The sequence below is a fragment of the Chitinophaga flava genome, from assembly GCF_003308995.1.
Lineage (GTDB): Bacteria > Bacteroidota > Bacteroidia > Chitinophagales > Chitinophagaceae > Chitinophaga > Chitinophaga flava.
Genome location: NZ_QFFJ01000001.1, coordinates 1,480,871 through 1,496,368, shown reverse-complemented (window position 1 = coordinate 1,496,368; position 15,498 = coordinate 1,480,871). Strand labels below are relative to the sequence as shown.

Here is a 15,498-nt window from a genome sequence, read left to right as displayed (position 1 = left end):
TGTTACGCAGGATCTGATTGGGTGGCGCGTATACCGCGTCTGGTGGCCTGAACAAACGCATGCTGCGGGATACGCTCCCAGTTACCGGTGGTATCAAACAGCAGCTGATGTTCCTGTTGCGGGTCCAGTTGTTGGGCTATCAGTGTTTTTATACCAGGGGGATCAAAGTCGAATCCTGCGGGTAGCAGCAGTTGTTGAGTTTGTACAAATGCCTGGCCGGGTATCGCCGGAAGTGGAGTGCCACAGATCAATACACGACCTTGTGCGTTTGCTGCAAATGTCAGTCGTTGTAGCCTTGACAGCGGGGCTGTTTCCGCATAGCTGCGCCAGGTGTCCAGACTGGTCAGCAGGGCCGTCGCTTCTGATGTGGTAGCCGAGGGTACCAGTCTCACCGGGTATTGCTGTAATACGGGCTGCGGCAGCAGAGATGTGGGCAACTCAATCTCCAGCAGCTGAGGCAGCGGCTTCCATGATAAGGATGTATTGAGTGTATCCGTTGGCGTTAGACTTCCTTTTTTAAAGAGTCTGTTGTGATCGTCCAGGTGCCAGGTACACAGTGTGGGCAGTTGTTGTATTAGCGGATGCGGTTTGTCGGAGACAGGGATACCCCTGACCCAGATGTAGTGTGCATTGGTAGCAGCCGTTAATCCCGGCAGGCAACGGACCTGTCCCAGGGCCATGTACTGCGTGGCTGCCAGTTGCAGCACCGTTTCTGTCAGTACGGGCTTCATGATTCCTGCATGATTTTTTTCCACAGGGCATCAATCGGTTGCATCACAAACCCACGTTGAGTTTCATTGGAAATCCACTCACAGCGCCCGTTGAGATAACGCAGCCGGTCTTTGATCGCTGCTCTTTCGGCGGGGCCTACGGTGGTGTCGTCCCATTGGGAAGTCATTTGCTGCAGCTCTTTATAGATTTCATCTGCATCAGGCAGGCCGCTGTGTTGGGCGCGTGGATGTTCCTTTTCAGGATCAGTATCCTTGTTGACCACTTCATTCACGATGGCGCTGATGATAGGTTGCTGTTCTTCTGTATCCCAGATATGGCGTAGTACCCACATGTCAGATATACGGGCGGTGCTGCGTTTGCAGATGAGGGCGCTGGCAGCGATCAACCGCTGCAGTTTTACTGCACGGCGGTCGGATACCTGCAGACCTGCATTCCGGAGTTGTTGTATCAGGGTGAGATATGCCGGACGGATGTCGTCCAGATTAACCTGTCCGATCTGTTGCTGGAGCTGGAGTATTTCGTCGCTGCTGATGCCGGGGGTGGTGGTAGCAGCCATTTCCATGCTCCAGCCTGCCTGCAGTACAGCGGATAACTGTTGCGGATCTACGTTATCACATTTCACTCTTACCAGAAAGCGATCGTATAAAGCCTGCAGGGCTTCATCTTCGGGGAGGTGGTTGCTGGCCCCAACAATCATGAGGGCTGGCAGTTGTCTGGTTTCCCTTCCTCTCCGGAAAATCCTTTCATTGAGTACCATCAGCAGGCTGTTGAGGATGGCGCTGTTGGCATTGAGGAGTTCATCCAGAAAAATAAAAGAGGCTTCGGGCAGCATACCTTCAGTGTTGGTGACAAGGTCTCCTTCTCTTAGTTTGCGTATATCGAAAGGTCCAAAAAGCTCGTTGGGTTCTGTAAACCTGGTCAGGAGATATTCAAAGGTCCGGCCATCCAGTCTGGCGGCGAGTGCTCTTACCATGGCGCTTTTGGCGGTGCCGGGAGGGCCCAGCAGGAACAGGTTTTCGCGGCCGGCAAGGCAGATGCCCATCAGATCAATAATATCATCTTTCCCGATAAATGTCCGTTTCAGTTGCTGTAGTACATCATTCAGTTTATCAACCAGTAGTTCATTCATAGTAATATAGTATAGCGTCTATCCCTTGCAAGGGTGGTTTTTCGGTTTAAATGTAAAATTTTTTCGGGGTGCTGCGGCGCTATTTTGTGGTTAATCTCTGAAACTGTCGTGGAATCCGGGCCAGAGCAGATCAGCATAATTTCCAAGAGAGGCTTTTACGGTTGTCATGACCATTGGTTCACTGCATCTGGCGGCGTCCTTGCTGGCGATGATCCGGTCGGTATAAGCCTGTAACAACGACGGATGGCTGGTAATAACGTTTACCGGGATGTCTGGCAGGATATTCATGCCGGTAGAGGAAAACGGCCATTGGGCGGCTATTTGGGTGATACGTTTTACAAGCGGGTCTGCAGGTGCCAGGCCTTTCGCGAGGCTGAGCAGGTCGGGCAGGTAGCGGAGACAGAGGTCGGCCGAATACACAGCATCCGGTTGAGTGGCAATATCGTATAGGGGTAGCAGTTGGTAAACGCCGTTTTCATCAATATGCCGTAGCATGATCAGCTGTGCTGCCCGGTAAACAAACTGTGCTGCCCACATAGCGGCATCAGCGTCAAATCCGGGTGCTTGTCCGGGCATATCAGTTAAATCATTCCGGTAATATTCCAGCAATAGGTTATTGGCATCTGCCAGGTCATCTGAGGAAAAAGGATTAACCACTGCGGCAATAGTCACTTGTCCATCTTGGACCAGGGTGGTTATAAAAGAGGATAGAATCATAGGTTGCTATTGTCAATCCACGCGTGCGGGACTCATTCCCGGCCAAAGTAATAAAAAACCGCTAAAATACTAGTATCCTAGCGAGGATCTTATTCTGCTTCTTTCCATGTTCTGGCAAGGAAGACATAATCCACGATATATCCTTCCGCAATGATGGTTTTGCCGGCCAGTTTCATGAGCGGGTTGTTCATGAAGGGATTGGCACTGGCGGGACGTATCAGGTATTCGCCCTGATCGCAGACCAGATACACGGCCAGATGCTCGCTTTTGGTTTGTTTGCCAAAGGTGCGTAGCACGAGACGACCGGTGAGGCGTATGCTGTTTTTTTCCTGTTGATAATTATCTGCTGACATATTCGCGATACCCCAGTATTTGATTATTTTTTTCTTTTACTACCAGCACTTTGGTGCTGATACGTTCGCCATCCACTGCGGATTCCGAAAATACGTGAAATTTTACAGATGGCATGGACGTGCCCGTTGGTGTAGCGGGCTGGTGGCCTTTTCTACGGCTGATAAATGTTTTGGCCGCAGGTGGCGCATTAAATTGTTTTTCCCCCAGTAGTGAGTGCATAGCCGATTCCAGTGCGGGATCGGTGGCTTGTATCTCATCTGTATGGTGAGGGATGGAGATAAAGTCGTCCAGCATTTTGCCCCTGGCTTCCAGGTTGTCGCGCCTGTTTTGTACGGTATTGACAAAGGGCTGTGACTGCCCGTCTGTACTGGGGTCTTTATCGTTAATCACCGGTTGCAGGGAAGGGTCTCCGAGCAGATAAAACTGGGCCGCTGTTTTTAATTCGAAAGGGTCGAGTGTGGGGCCCATTTCGTGAAGAAAACGTTGCCGCGCTTCCAGCAAGGCCCTGCCGGTGGAGGCGCCGTTGAGTACATTGATTAGAAAGAATTGTGTCAGGAGGTCGGCCAGGCCCTGGCCGGTAGGGGGACCGTAGGCGATATTGGAAGCTCCTACAAAGGCAATAGCGTGGTTGAGCAGGTAACTGTTGGCCATGCTCATCAGTTTGGCGCCGTTTTTCTGCGGGTCAAACAACTGGCCTCCATAACAGCATTCCGCTGCCACCACGGTGCCCGCACTCAGTTTACCGGTGATGGTGTCTGATCGCATGGCCAACGGGAAATCGCTGGATTTCTGACCGTAATAACCCGGATTATAGATAGCACCATGACAGTTGATAAAATGGGTTTTAGGTGTCATCTGTTGCGTCCAGTTGGTACCATCCAGTGAAGCAGTGCCCGGAAACAGTACGAGGCTGCTGTTATCGCCGAAAATGTTTTTCAGGCTATTTTGTGTGGAGTCCTGCCAGTCGAAAGTGCTCACTGAAAAATAAGGCCGGTATTCTCCGGGTGGCAGTGGTGTCATTTGCAGGATATCTTTGATCAGTGATCGCAGATAAGCAGTATCGGTCATGCCGGGAATGTCCGGTAGCCTGCCTACCACACGGGTAGGGGCTATGAATTTGCCCGGGTCTGTATCGTAAGCGGCATCACAGGCGTAGGGCAGGTCGCTGGGAATAAGGCTGTCAGGATCGTTACCTCCTGTCAGCAGGTTTTTTAGCCGCTGGAACGGAATAACATCCTGAGCCCCCAACAACATGATATAGCCGGGAGAGTAAAAGCGGTACAGGTCATCGATCACCTTTTTATGCTGTGCCTCGTCCGTCACATCCGTTATGGGGGTGGACTGACATGCCTGCATCTGCGCTGCATCATCCAGAAAAATAAGCTGGGTAGATAGCTGCCTGCCGGCATCAAACGCTTGTAAGGTCTTCAGATCATCCAGTATCTCCTGGTGATGTTCCCCATACTTTTTTTGTAAAGCCGTTTTATTGGTAATAATTAGTTTCGTTGTCAGCATATGAATGATCGGGGTTGCCATAAATCCTTCATTATTCCTTCATTAAAGTATCAAAAATATTAAATTAAAGGGATAACCAACCCTACTTTCTGCAGTGATTATTATCCTGATTGATGGCCACGCGCGAAACGCCGCATGAGGATCCCCGGCAGGTGTAAATCCCGATTAACGCCATGAGCATAAGGCTTAATAAAGATAACCAACAGGTATCCCTGTAAAGCTCATGTACTCAAGGCCACTGATGAAAGCTGGTAACTAATTCCTGCTATCATCTTTTTTATCCATTGCTCCCAGTCGCACAAAGGATCTTCTGAAAAAACCAGCAAATAATTTCTGTTATCATCCTTATCCAATCATCCCAGTCTCACAAAGGTCTTCCTGATAGAATCGGCAAACTCCTGTTGCAATAATGCAGCGTTACTACGCATGGTACTTGCATAGTGCAGAAGTAAAGTGTATTTTGTTCTGCAAACGTTTGCTTCGTTATGAAAACAAATACTTATTCCACGCCATTACTCGTGCTGGGCTTACTATGGGCGGTATTTCCAGCCTCTGCACAGCTCATTGCACGGTATACTGTACAAGCCGGACCAACAGACCGCAACAACTGTATCGTTCATACCCGGCTCAACACCCCCGCTGATGCCTCCACCCTGGTGATGGAAGAGGTAGCTGGTAAAAAACGTGTGCCTGTCAACGTTAGTGTCGCAGACGGAGAAGTATGGTGGGTCCTCAGCGGACATACACCAGCCGGCACCAAACGTTTTTATGAACTGAAAAAAGGCAGCCTGAAAACCACCACCACGGCCCTTATGCATATAACAGATAAAAACGGTGCACTTATCCTGCAGGAAGGGGCCCGGCAAATACTCCAATACAATTACGCTACAGTTGAACCACCAGCCGGCAGCGATACCGTCTACCGTCGCAGTGCTTTCATACATCCGCTGTGGGCACCCAATGGCGCCGTACTCACCAATGCCTTCCCCAATGCCGGACACCTCCACCACATGGGCATCTGGAACCCCTGGACACATACCCTCTTTGAAGGCCGCGAAACAGACTTCTGGAACGTACAGAAAAAAGAAGGAAAAGTACGCTTCGTAAAAATGGAAACGGTAACTTCCGGCAGCGTATGGTGCGGATTTAACGCTAGTCAGGAACATGTCGCTTTCCTTAAAAACGGTACAGAAAAAACAGCTATCAACGAAATATGGAAAGTACGCGCCTATGCCGCCACCCATCAGGGCCAGCGCCGCTGCTGGGACCTCAGCTCCGTATTCAGCTGTGCCGGCGATAGCGCTGTTACACTGCTGCAATACCGCTATGGAGGCGGATTCGGGTTGCGTACTACTCCTGCCTTCACCGCTAAAACAAGTGAAGTGCTCACCTCCGAAGGCAAAACCCGTAAAAATGCCGACAGCACCCGTGCACGCTGGGTGAAAATCACCGGCACCACGCCACAAGGAAAGGCCGGCCTGCTCATCATGAACGCTCCCACCAACTACGACTCCCCTGAACCACTCCGGGTATGGCCCGAAAATATGGAAGGCGGTGAGCTGATGCTGAACTATTCCCCTACTAAAATGAAATCATGGAAAATGACTAACGGTAATGTGTATACGCTTGTCTATCGTGTAATGGTATATGATGGTGATATCACACCGCAGGAGGCAGAAGAAGCCTGGAAAGACTTCGCTTTTCCGCCTGTTGTAACAAAAGAATAACAGGCAATTTTGCCATTTCATGCTTTTTACTTTACTTCGCCAGGTGAAGATTAGCCCCTTCCTTCGGTAACCCCGGAGCTTTTCCAGGACCAGGCTTTAGATTACCCCCTTGTATGTATTGAAAAACTATTTGTAACCATATGAGAAGTTTACAGGAACTTAAGGCAACTTTAACCGCCATCCACGAAAAAGATAAAAAGCAGCTATATACAGCCATGATCACCGCAGAAGTAGCGGCACTGATCTTACTGGCACTGGTGATCAATACCCTGGCGAAAAGTGGCGCTGAAGTACCATTGCTCCTGAAATTAATGCTGGGACTAATGGCTGTCGGACCAGTTGTACCTTATGTCATCATGCTGATGCAGACAACAAACAGGCTGCAGAAAATTGATGAATTCACAGACCTGTTAGGTAAAGGAGAAACTATCAGCAACCTCCAGACCTATACCGATTATAAACTGATTCTTCCACTGCGCCTGATCCGTATTAGACTCTTCCCCATGGAATATGCACAGATTGTAATCGGCCCCGGCAGAAAGACTTTTAAACTACCATTGTCCGAAGAAAATGTACAACCTTTCCGGGCTTTTGTCAGCAATATTCCAACCGGTACCATTGTAGGAAATAACCCATCCGCCAACTGGTCTGTCAACTAAACAACGTCGCCCACAGGCTGTTATAACAGTATGAAAACACTCGAAGAATTTAATGCATTTGTTGATCAGCAACTGCAGGCTCAGCTGCAGCAATTGGAGAAACGACGCCTGGCCGGCCGCGCATGGGTACGCCGTATGCGCATCCTGGGAGTAGTACCAATGATCCTGTTTTTTATCTTCCTGATGTGGGTAGTGATCCCCCAGGAGGAACATACCAAGGTCAATACAACAAACGTCGTCCTTTACCTTGTAGGTGGTATTATCCTCACCCTCGCACTGAGTTTTGGCATTCGCCGCTACATGCTGCAGCAGAAAGGTGCACAGGAGATGATAGACTATGAGCTGGACTTCAAAAATACAGTTGTAAAACCGATCGTCGCCTTCATCAATCCCAACTTCACCTATCAACCCCTGAACCACGCCAGCTACGATGAGTTTACTGAAAGTGGCCTCTTTGCGCGAAAGGACTATAACGTCAGCGGGAATGATCAGGTATTTGGTAAAGTAGGGGAGATGAGTTTTCAATGTTGTGATCTGAAAGTCACCAGTATGCCGGCACTAACCCTGCGCGGACTGGGACCGGATGTGGTGTTTGAAGGGACCTGGTTTGTTGCACAGTTTCCCCGTTACTTTAACGCGCCCGTGTATATTGTCTCCCGTAGCTCGATGGCTGATAATCTCCTGTCTTCCGGCAATGCAGACACTGATTATATCGAGACCTGGAACCTGGGAAAAAAGGTGACAGCCTCCGATACAGCTTTCAACAGGCTGTTTATTGTCTTCGCCAAAGACCCGGATGAAGCACAGCAACTGCTGACTTCCGAATTACTGGAACGTATTGTCCGGCTGCAGGACCGTTCGCAGGCGCCGTTGTTCATTTCTTTTTATAACAACCGTATCTATATCGGTATTGGCCATGGTCACGATTACTTTGAAGCAGGGCTGCAGGAATCACTGGCCGACCGGCGGGTGTTGACTGACTATTATATGGATTTGGTGAATCTTCTGCAGATAATAGAAGACCTGCAGCAGAACGGACAGATCTGGACATCAACAGCTTTTACCCGCTCCTGAGGATGCGGGTGAAAACTACGTATGGTCGTCCTGGTTAGTGGCGTATTATGCTTCTTCCTCTTCTTCCTCCGGTATTTGTGGCTGCATCAATGCCTGGACTTTGGATTTTTTCAGTTTATCTACTTCTTCCTTCCAGTCTTTGCCAAATATACGGGTCATCCTTTCGTTGATTTCCTGTACAATGGACGTAAGTTTATTCGTATAGGCGTAGTTGTAATAGTCGGCTGCAATAAAACTATATACAGAAGAGGTTATTTCATCATCGGTCATGGGAATACCAGATTGGTAGCCCTTTTCCAGCAACGGATAATAGCGGCTGCTGTCTTTACGCCGGCTGAGGTCTACAGCCAGATACCAGGCCATCACGGCTTGCGGAAGAAACTGATGCTGTTCGGCGAGTACAGCCTGTTGCTGGTACCAGTCAATAGCAGTGGAGTAGTTACGCCTGATTTGTGCATAAGCTCCCTGGTAGCCATAAGCCTGTATCAGCAACGATAGACAGGCTACATCTCCCTGTTGTAAGCCCTGTTTGGCAATACGCGCGCCTTTTTCCAGTAGTTGCGGCAGCATCGGATCACGTTTGAAATTAAACAACATACCCGCATAAGAGAGATGGGCAGTAGCAAACAGTCCCTTATTGCCGCTTCTCTGCGTAGTGTCGAGCATACGCTGACCCCAGTAGTGCATACGCTGAAGGTCCTTGTCTTTGGCGGCATTACCCATTTCAAAAAGACATTTGCGGAAAGATATTTCCGGATCGTTGGGATTACCTGCAGTAGCCAGTTTCTGGATGGCATCGGCCAGCTGTAGCGGAATATGCATAGACAGTATCTGTCCGGGAAATGGACGGTCGTTGATTTGCAGATAGTCTTTCCCTACATGATCTACCACAGTGAGTTTTACACCGGCAGGAATACCAGTTTTAAGCAGGCGGGTAAGCCAGCTGGTAAAGCTGCGGGTATCACTTACCTGCCGGGGAAGCAGTGCCAGCACCAGCTCTCTGGGTTGATGAGGCAACGCTTCACGAAAAGATTGCAATAGCTGTAGCAACAGTTTGTCCTGTGGCTGATAAGATGATAACTGCCGGTAAGGCGTAGCATCCCATTGCAGTGCATTGCCTTTCTCCTGCATAGACTGCAACAGTTCGGTGCTATTGTCGTATGTTTCCAGCCAGTCTTTGATAATGGCTGCACTAAAGGTGTCTTCGTTATTAAAAGAGGTCAGGTGGGTGACAAATACTTCATCCAGCTGTCCATGGGGAGAAGATTCCAGTTTGAAGAAACCTTCGTATAGTCTGGCTTCTTCGGGTTGTATCATAAGGCGTACCAGGCGCAGTGTCTCTTTGCCGGTAACAGCTTTGCGCCAGTGTGACTGTATTTTGTTAATCTCCAGTGCTATCGGATTATGTTCGTTCATCAGCAGTTGAGGTTTACCATGCCACCGTTAATATCAGTGGTCGCGTTTCCGTTGACTTTAATTTTTGTGCCTTGAATAGATACCTGTGTTTCGCCGGTTGTTTGGTGATGGAGGGCGCTCATCTTCATGTTGGCATTACTTTTCATGTCATGTAATGTTACTGCGGTAGATTCTATTTTGTCGGCGCCGCTGACAATTTTATTAGATTCATTGTCTACCGTAATTTGTGCAGCTCCTTCTCCGATGATCACTTTTTTAGTGCCTTTAAGATGTATTTCCTTGGAAAGGAACTCTATCTTGTTAGGCGCGTCTACCACGATTTTATCTTCGGTTTTAACGGTCACCAGTGTTTGTGATTTTACAGTGATATTGCCGGAACCGTCCATGATCATGGTGCTACCGTTTTTATCGGTGACGGTGACGCTGCCGGTATTGTCATCCAGCTGAATGAGGTTGCCACTGCGTGTTTTGATGGCCTTCATATTGTTTTGCGCATCGCCATAGCCACTTTTGGCTTTGCCATTGAATTTACTGCCCAGTATAAAAGGCATTTCGGCATTGCCGCCTTCAAATCCGACTACTACTTCTTCTCCTACTTCAGGCACAAAGTGGAAGCCGGTGCCACCGCCGGCGGCGGGGGATGCTTGGCGTATCCAGGGACTCATGTCATTCTGTTGTTGCCAGAAAAACTGTACCCTTACCCTTCCCAGTTTTTCAGGATCGTTGTTGTCTTTTACGATGGCACTCTGCATATCTGCTTTGGGCACCAGATGTGGATTACTGTACGGAGGTACTTTTACATCTGCGGGGATAGCGGTAAAAGAACAGTAGTAATTACCGGGAGTGCTGGCATGATGTGTGGCGGATATAACGGTGTAGGCACTTTGTCCGCTGTCACCGGCAATGCTGATGCGCTGGCCGGGCATCACAGGCAGCTCACTGATACCGCTTACCCGTACAAAGGCCGCTGCTGTTGCTTTGCTCTGCACTTCCTTTACCTGTTTGAGTTCATCCTGGGTGTAACCGTGATGCACAAACGTTTGTTTACGGGAAGAAGAGCTGTACAGATCGTCGGAGGCGGCGGCAGACAGATGCATCAGCGGATGGGAACCGGTTGCTGCTTTCTGTGATTTCTCACTCAGGGGAGATGCTTTAAGCATATCATATGACACATAGTTGATCCGCTGTGGTGTAATGGCAGCTACGGTTTTCAGCTGATGCAGGGTCACATTTTTAGTAAGCTTTACTTCTTTTTTCTGTATATCACCGATCACCAGGGCATTGCCATCATAGTACATCCATTCGCCATAACGGGCGGATATCCTGGCGAGGAAGTCGAAGTCTGTTTCGTTGTATTGCACGCAGTAGGGCAGGGTGCCTTTATGGGCGGGTACCACCTGTGTTTTAAGGAGGCTGGAGTTGGCATCCTGTAAGGCGCCCTGGATCACCTGCTGTAAGGATTGCTGATAAAAGGAGGTACTTTGCGGCACATCATCAAGCAGGATAGTAGGGCTGACGCCTGATACCTGGAATCCTACGGCGGCGCCATCTTCTTCGATAACAGCCATACTGGTGATAAGGCCTTTGAAGCGGAAATCATCGAAACTGATGGAAATGCCTTTGCCGATATATTTTTCAATGATTTCCTGCTGGTAGGAAAGATCGCTGCTTAAACGGCCGGGCCGCCACAGAAAACTAAAGTAATGATGGCTGCCGACTGCCTGTTCGAGGGTTACATTTTTAAACTCCACCGGACTGGCATAACCTTCTATGCCTATTGTCGATTTGTTCAGAAATTTATCGTCACCCATAATATTCAGGTTTAAAGAAATTTATCAATAAAAGAAACGGTGCCCATCAGTCCCTGGGGTTGACCCTGATGATACCGGTTTTGCTGAGATCAATGCCACTGCTAATGATCTCTTCCACATTGAGGGGAATAAAATATTTATGAGGTTGTCTGCCTGCATCGCCTGAAAATGATGGCGGATGGGCGTCACTGGGATGAAGACCTGCAGCATATGTTTCCCGGTACCGGCAGTAGTCATTCAGCATCCTGGTGAGGATAAGATAACCACCTTCCGGGGCTGTATCTGGCATCGGGAGGTCATCATTCTTAAACTGGATGTGAGGCAGCTGTGTGGCACTGAAATGTTTGATCTGTTGGCGGGACTTCATCAGGTTGACTGTTGCTTTTTCATCCGCCGTAGCTTCGATGTCGTCGTGGATGAAGCCATCGGGAGAAATATGCTGATGAGGGAGTATGTTCCGTTGGTACGCTGGTATTGTGGGATGTGTATCCGTTCCCGTTGGCCGCATAGAAACGATCATGCTGCCCTTGGTTATATCGAGCAGGAAGGTGCCTGTCTCCTGCGCATACACGCCCAGCAGGTTGTGTTGCAGCTGGCAGTAGATGTGGGAGGCGGGTATCAGTGTTTTGGTGAGGCCGGTGTTAAGCAGTATGACCGGCAAGTGCAAAGATATCGCAGTGAGGCCCTGGCTTAGCTGTTGCTGTTCGGTCTGTGAGATGTCTGACAGTGCACGTTGTAGTCCTGTCAGGATAAACCTGGCCACGACTTTGATGTTTTCAGGAATATGCTCCATGGCCTAATCCTCCCATTTTCTTTTGAAAGCGACGTTACCGATTTTAAGTTCGCGGGCAGAGATGACGATATGAGTGATCATGGGGCTGGCGCCGGAATGATGATAACTTTCATGAAACTGTACACAGATACCTTCTGTAAACTCCACGGTGCGAAGGCTGGAATCATGGTCACGGCGTTTAAACACAATGGTACCATCTCTTTTTTCTTCCGGTGAAATCATCCATTGCACCAGATCTGTATCGCGGGCCGATTCCAGTACCAGCGAGATGGTGCCACCACGGGGCATGGTGCTGGGCTTGCCAATGGCGTCAGTTCCTTGTGAAAAACCATAGTTGCACTCCAGCACATTGGCTGTTTTCCCACCTATGATAAGTTCTGCCTTAAAAGACATAAAAAAAAGCGTTTTTTAGTGTTAACAATCCGGTTGTCCTGTCAAGAGGCATTACGGCTGATATATGATTGCAGTAGTTGTTATAACTGAAAAGGGTAAACGGTATACCTGTGAAAGTTCAGGTTGTTGCTTGGTCCCGGGCAAAAGGTCTTTTCCATGGGCGTTAATTTATGGATGTCCAGAGGTCTCTTTTCAATAAAGGTTGATACGAAAATAATTATTCTCTTGCATAAATAGTGTAGATGATTGTTATTTATTTTGGGTAGATGATTTGGACGATTATTTATTGACTATTACATATTTAATAGGTAGACATCCTTTCTAAGTTTTAGTGAGAAAATGGCTTGTTAAAAAATTTACACATTAAAATTATATTTAAAATATAAAATTTATCTTGATGAAATAAAAGAAGGTGTCAATCTCTGGAATCGTTTATGGTATTACGTTAGATGAGTGCCGGTAGTCGTTCCTCTTTGAGCGTTATATTCAAAATAAATGTTTGTAAAAAAGATAATATTAGCTTCCAGATAGAATTTATTGCACTTTCAATTTTATGTAAATGTTTTCGCAGTATCTTTACCCAACTGCTTTTGTGAAGCAGCGGTGCAGTTGTAATTGTTAACTTGTTTTAGAAAAACCTTGAATCATCCAAATGACCCTGTCAACACTGACCATATTCAGCGCTGAATTGCAATCCGCTATCAGGATTGCTAAAGCCATTGCCAAAGAACATCACCACGTGCAGTATTCTCCTGCGCATCTGCTTCGGGCAGCCATGCACAAGGAGGTAGGCCTTGCGCCCCTATTGCATCAGATGGATATTGATGTGTATTATCTGGAAGAATGGGCTGAAGTCAGGTTGGATGAATTACCCCGTACATCCCGCGCCGTAGATGAAGCAGAACCCGATGATGCTGCTGCGGCTGTATTGCAGGAAGCTCTGAGTATTGCACAAGACACAGATAAATCAGAAACAGATGCCTGGTGTCTTCTGATAGCCCTCTGCACACCCGGTGTAGGTTTCTCTTATGAACAACTGAAATCCTTTCCGTTTACCCGCGACCAGCTGATAGCTGCCAGTCGTCAGGGTAAAAGCAGCCAGGGTGGCCATCAGCAACAGCATACCACCCCTTCTGTGAAACCGGCATCGCTGAAGTACGTATATCGTATGACCGATCCGCAGTTATTGCAGGCCTACCATCCGGTAATTGCAAGAGACGGAGATATCCGTGTACTAACGGAGGTGCTTACCCGTAAGGACCGTGCCAGCGCACTTATCATAGGAGAAGGCGGAGTGGGGAAAACATCCCTGGTGGAAGGGCTGGCCCATGCCATTGCCAGGAAACAGGTGCCGCTGCAGTTACAGTCTACTGATTTATACGCACTGGATTATGGCGCCTTTATCGCAGGCGCCGCCTATAAAAATGAACTGGAGGACAGACTACTTCAGATTATTCAACAATTGAAACAAACAGGCAGGCATATACTTTTTATTGACAATCTGCACACCCTGCTGGACAAACAATCCGGCAGCGGTATGGCAAATGTAATTAAAGCCTCACTGGGCAAAGGGGAGATCATCCTGATCGGTACCACTACCCCCGAAGGTTTTCGGAAACTGATAGAACCTGATGCTATCCTGCGGCACCGTTTTGAGACTATTAACCTCAACGAGCCCGATGAAGCACAGGCTGTTCGTATGATCGCCGCCGTTATGCCGGTATACGAAAGCTTTTATCAGTTACAGGTGCCTGCGGAATCTGTCAGTGAAGCGATCCGTCTTTCCCGGCGTTACCTGAAGGAACGTTGCCTCCCCGATAGTGCCATCAACCTGCTGGACCGCACCATGGCCGGTATCCGTGCCATGCAGGATACCGGAACACCTCTGCTCCTGACACTGAAAGAGGAGCTGGCAGCCCTGAGCAGTAAGGATAACTTACAGCCGGAAGACCTGCAGTGGTTTTTAAGACAGATGACTGAAAGACTGGGCGCACTGTTGTCCGGTAAATTGCATATGGATGCTGCAATCAGCAAAATGACCGATACCGCCGCCTTACAAGCTGCCCTGCAACAGCTGCTGGTACAGCTGGAAGAAGTGGTATCCGTACAACATACTGCCGTATCACCCGTAGACCTGGCCACCACAATAGCCGGGATGACAGGTATACCGCTGGGCAAAATCCAGTCGCAGGAAAGAGAACGCCTTGTAACCATGGACCTGCATCTGCGTAAAAGAGTAGTAGGTCAGGACCATGCCCTCAAAACCGTGGCCGACGCTATTCTGGAGTCAAGATCTGGTCTGAGCAGACCCGGCCAGCCTATAGGCTCTTTCTTTTTTCTGGGCCCCACCGGCACCGGTAAAACAGAATTGGCCAAATCGTTGGCGGACTTCCTCTTCCAGGACGAACGATGCATGATCCGATTTGATATGTCCGAATTCAAGGAGGAACATGCGGCTGCCCTGTTGTACGGCGCGCCACCGGGATATGTAGGTTACGAAGAAGGTGGCCTGCTGGTCAATAAGATACGGCAACAGCCCTACGCAGTAGTATTATTCGATGAGATAGAAAAAGCCCATCCTTCTGTATTTGATATCTTCCTACAGATCATGGATGAAGGGAAATTACACGACAGACTGGGAAAAACGGGAGACTTCTCCAACGCGCTGGTGCTCTTTACCTCCAATATCGGTAGCGACGCCATCGCCAGCTCTTTCCAGCAGGGAGTTATCCCGCCATCACAACAACTGATGGAGCTGATGGCCCGCCACTTCAGGCCCGAGTTCCTGGGAAGACTCACAGAGATTGTGCCTTTCGGTCCCATCCAGCAGGAAAATGTGGAAAAGATATTCGATATCCATCTGCAACATCTCCTGCATCTGCTGCTGCAACAACAAATCACGCTGACGGTTACACCGGAAGCCCGGAAACACCTCGCCATGATGGGATACTCTCCCCGCTATGGCGCCCGCCCACTGCGGGAAGTCATCCGCGGCCAGCTCCGTAAACCACTGTCCCGCATGATCATCGATGGCAGCCTCCAAAAGGATATGAACGTTACCCTCGACCTGAAAGATGACAAACTGGACTGGTCTATCAACTAAAGCAAAAAAACCTCAAACAATAAAGCGGCTTTTGATAACCGGATCCCCGGAACACAAAACCACCGCTGCTAAATT

Annotated in this window: 13 protein-coding genes; 4 read left to right on the top strand and 9 right to left on the bottom strand. The window is 48.8% G+C overall.

The window, feature by feature from the left end; all coding sequences use genetic code 11:
• Positions 1-2: 2 nt before the first annotated feature.
• The 5 genes from DF182_RS05910 to DF182_RS05890 form a co-directional block, all read right to left on the bottom strand.
• Positions 3-731: a hypothetical protein gene (locus tag DF182_RS05910; protein ID WP_113614735.1), complete on the bottom strand. Its 729-nt coding sequence runs from the start codon at positions 729-731 to the stop codon at positions 3-5.
• A complete protein-coding gene (locus DF182_RS05905) occupies positions 728-1,861 on the bottom strand; it encodes an AAA family ATPase (RefSeq protein WP_113614734.1) in 1,134 nt (377 codons plus the stop codon). The genes DF182_RS05910 and DF182_RS05905 overlap by 4 nt, the downstream gene beginning before the upstream one ends.
• Before the next feature lie 90 nt (positions 1,862-1,951).
• On the bottom strand, positions 1,952-2,578 hold the full coding sequence (locus DF182_RS05900; RefSeq protein ID WP_113614733.1) for a hypothetical protein: 627 nt from the start codon (positions 2,576-2,578) through the stop codon (positions 1,952-1,954).
• Between the two features lie 89 nt (positions 2,579-2,667).
• Entirely contained in the window at positions 2,668-2,931 is a 264-nt protein-coding gene (locus DF182_RS05895) for a hypothetical protein (protein WP_113614732.1), read from the bottom strand.
• The gene (locus tag DF182_RS05890; protein WP_113614731.1) at positions 2,918-4,468 is read right to left on the bottom strand and encodes a C25 family cysteine peptidase; all 1,551 of its coding nucleotides are present in this window, start codon (positions 4,466-4,468) and stop codon (positions 2,918-2,920) included. Before DF182_RS05890 ends, DF182_RS05895 begins: the two co-directional genes overlap by 14 nt.
• Positions 4,469-4,932: 464 nt before the next feature.
• Between DF182_RS05890 and DF182_RS05885 the strand changes: the two genes are divergently transcribed.
• The 3 genes from DF182_RS05885 to DF182_RS05875 all read left to right on the top strand — a co-directional run bounded on the left by DF182_RS05885 (position 4,933) and on the right by DF182_RS05875 (position 7,907).
• Positions 4,933-6,174, top strand: a complete 1,242-nt coding sequence (locus DF182_RS05885) for a DUF6807 domain-containing protein (protein WP_113614730.1) — start codon at positions 4,933-4,935, stop codon at positions 6,172-6,174.
• Between the two features lie 140 nt (positions 6,175-6,314).
• Positions 6,315-6,833 (top strand): hypothetical protein, encoded by a 519-nt coding sequence (locus tag DF182_RS05880; RefSeq protein WP_113614729.1) that lies wholly within the window; start codon positions 6,315-6,317, stop codon positions 6,831-6,833.
• Between the two features lie 30 nt (positions 6,834-6,863).
• Positions 6,864-7,907 carry a DUF3137 domain-containing protein gene (locus DF182_RS05875; RefSeq protein ID WP_113614728.1) on the top strand — a complete coding sequence of 348 codons (1,044 nt, stop codon included), beginning with the start codon at positions 6,864-6,866 and terminating at the stop codon, positions 7,905-7,907.
• A gap of 45 nt (positions 7,908-7,952) precedes the next feature.
• Here the strand turns inward: DF182_RS05875 and DF182_RS05870 are convergent, their stop codons facing one another.
• Genes DF182_RS05870 through tssD form a run of 4 tightly spaced genes read right to left on the bottom strand, consistent with a single transcriptional unit; the run spans position 7,953 to position 12,320 of the window.
• On the bottom strand, positions 7,953-9,323 hold the full coding sequence (locus DF182_RS05870; protein ID WP_113614727.1) for a hypothetical protein: 1,371 nt from the start codon (positions 9,321-9,323) through the stop codon (positions 7,953-7,955).
• Complete coding sequence (locus DF182_RS05865) at positions 9,323-11,134, bottom strand: type VI secretion system Vgr family protein (RefSeq protein ID WP_113614726.1); 1,812 nt, start codon at positions 11,132-11,134, stop codon at positions 9,323-9,325. Before DF182_RS05865 ends, DF182_RS05870 begins: the two co-directional genes overlap by 1 nt.
• 46 nt (positions 11,135-11,180) lie before the next feature.
• The gene (locus DF182_RS05860) at positions 11,181-11,927 is read right to left on the bottom strand and encodes a hypothetical protein (protein ID WP_113614725.1); all 747 of its coding nucleotides are present in this window, start codon (positions 11,925-11,927) and stop codon (positions 11,181-11,183) included.
• Positions 11,928-11,930: 3 nt separating this feature from the next.
• Positions 11,931-12,320 carry a type VI secretion system tube protein TssD gene (gene tssD, locus DF182_RS05855; protein ID WP_113614724.1) on the bottom strand — a complete coding sequence of 130 codons (390 nt, stop codon included), beginning with the start codon at positions 12,318-12,320 and terminating at the stop codon, positions 11,931-11,933.
• Between the two features lie 652 nt (positions 12,321-12,972).
• On the opposite strand from tssD, the gene DF182_RS05850 reads away from it, so the two are divergent.
• The gene (locus DF182_RS05850; RefSeq protein ID WP_113614723.1) at positions 12,973-15,423 is read left to right on the top strand and encodes an AAA family ATPase; all 2,451 of its coding nucleotides are present in this window, start codon (positions 12,973-12,975) and stop codon (positions 15,421-15,423) included.
• Positions 15,424-15,498 lie beyond the last annotated feature (75 nt).

Bases quoted from the DNA above. Each gene is read 5' to 3' on its own strand.
- DF182_RS05885 (WP_113614730.1), top strand. From the start codon at position 4,933: ATGAAAACAAATACTTATTCCACGCCATTACTCGTGCTGGGCTTACTA.
- DF182_RS05850 (WP_113614723.1), top strand. From the start codon at position 12,973: ATGACCCTGTCAACACTGACCATATTCAGCGCTGAATTGCAATCCGCT.
- DF182_RS05860 (WP_113614725.1), bottom strand. From the start codon at position 11,927: ATGGAGCATATTCCTGAAAACATCAAAGTCGTGGCCAGGTTTATCCTG.
- DF182_RS05870 (WP_113614727.1), bottom strand. From the start codon at position 9,323: ATGAACGAACATAATCCGATAGCACTGGAGATTAACAAAATACAGTCA.
- DF182_RS05865 (WP_113614726.1), bottom strand. From the start codon at position 11,134: ATGGGTGACGATAAATTTCTGAACAAATCGACAATAGGCATAGAAGGT.
- DF182_RS05880 (WP_113614729.1), top strand. From the start codon at position 6,315: ATGAGAAGTTTACAGGAACTTAAGGCAACTTTAACCGCCATCCACGAA.
- DF182_RS05905 (WP_113614734.1), bottom strand. From the start codon at position 1,861: ATGAATGAACTACTGGTTGATAAACTGAATGATGTACTACAGCAACTG.
- tssD (WP_113614724.1), bottom strand. From the start codon at position 12,320: ATGTCTTTTAAGGCAGAACTTATCATAGGTGGGAAAACAGCCAATGTG.
- DF182_RS05900 (WP_113614733.1), bottom strand. From the start codon at position 2,578: ATGATTCTATCCTCTTTTATAACCACCCTGGTCCAAGATGGACAAGTG.
- DF182_RS05890 (WP_113614731.1), bottom strand. From the start codon at position 4,468: ATGGCAACCCCGATCATTCATATGCTGACAACGAAACTAATTATTACC.
- DF182_RS05895 (WP_113614732.1), bottom strand. From the start codon at position 2,931: ATGTCAGCAGATAATTATCAACAGGAAAAAAACAGCATACGCCTCACC.
- DF182_RS05910 (WP_113614735.1), bottom strand. From the start codon at position 731: ATGAAGCCCGTACTGACAGAAACGGTGCTGCAACTGGCAGCCACGCAG.
- DF182_RS05875 (WP_113614728.1), top strand. From the start codon at position 6,864: ATGAAAACACTCGAAGAATTTAATGCATTTGTTGATCAGCAACTGCAG.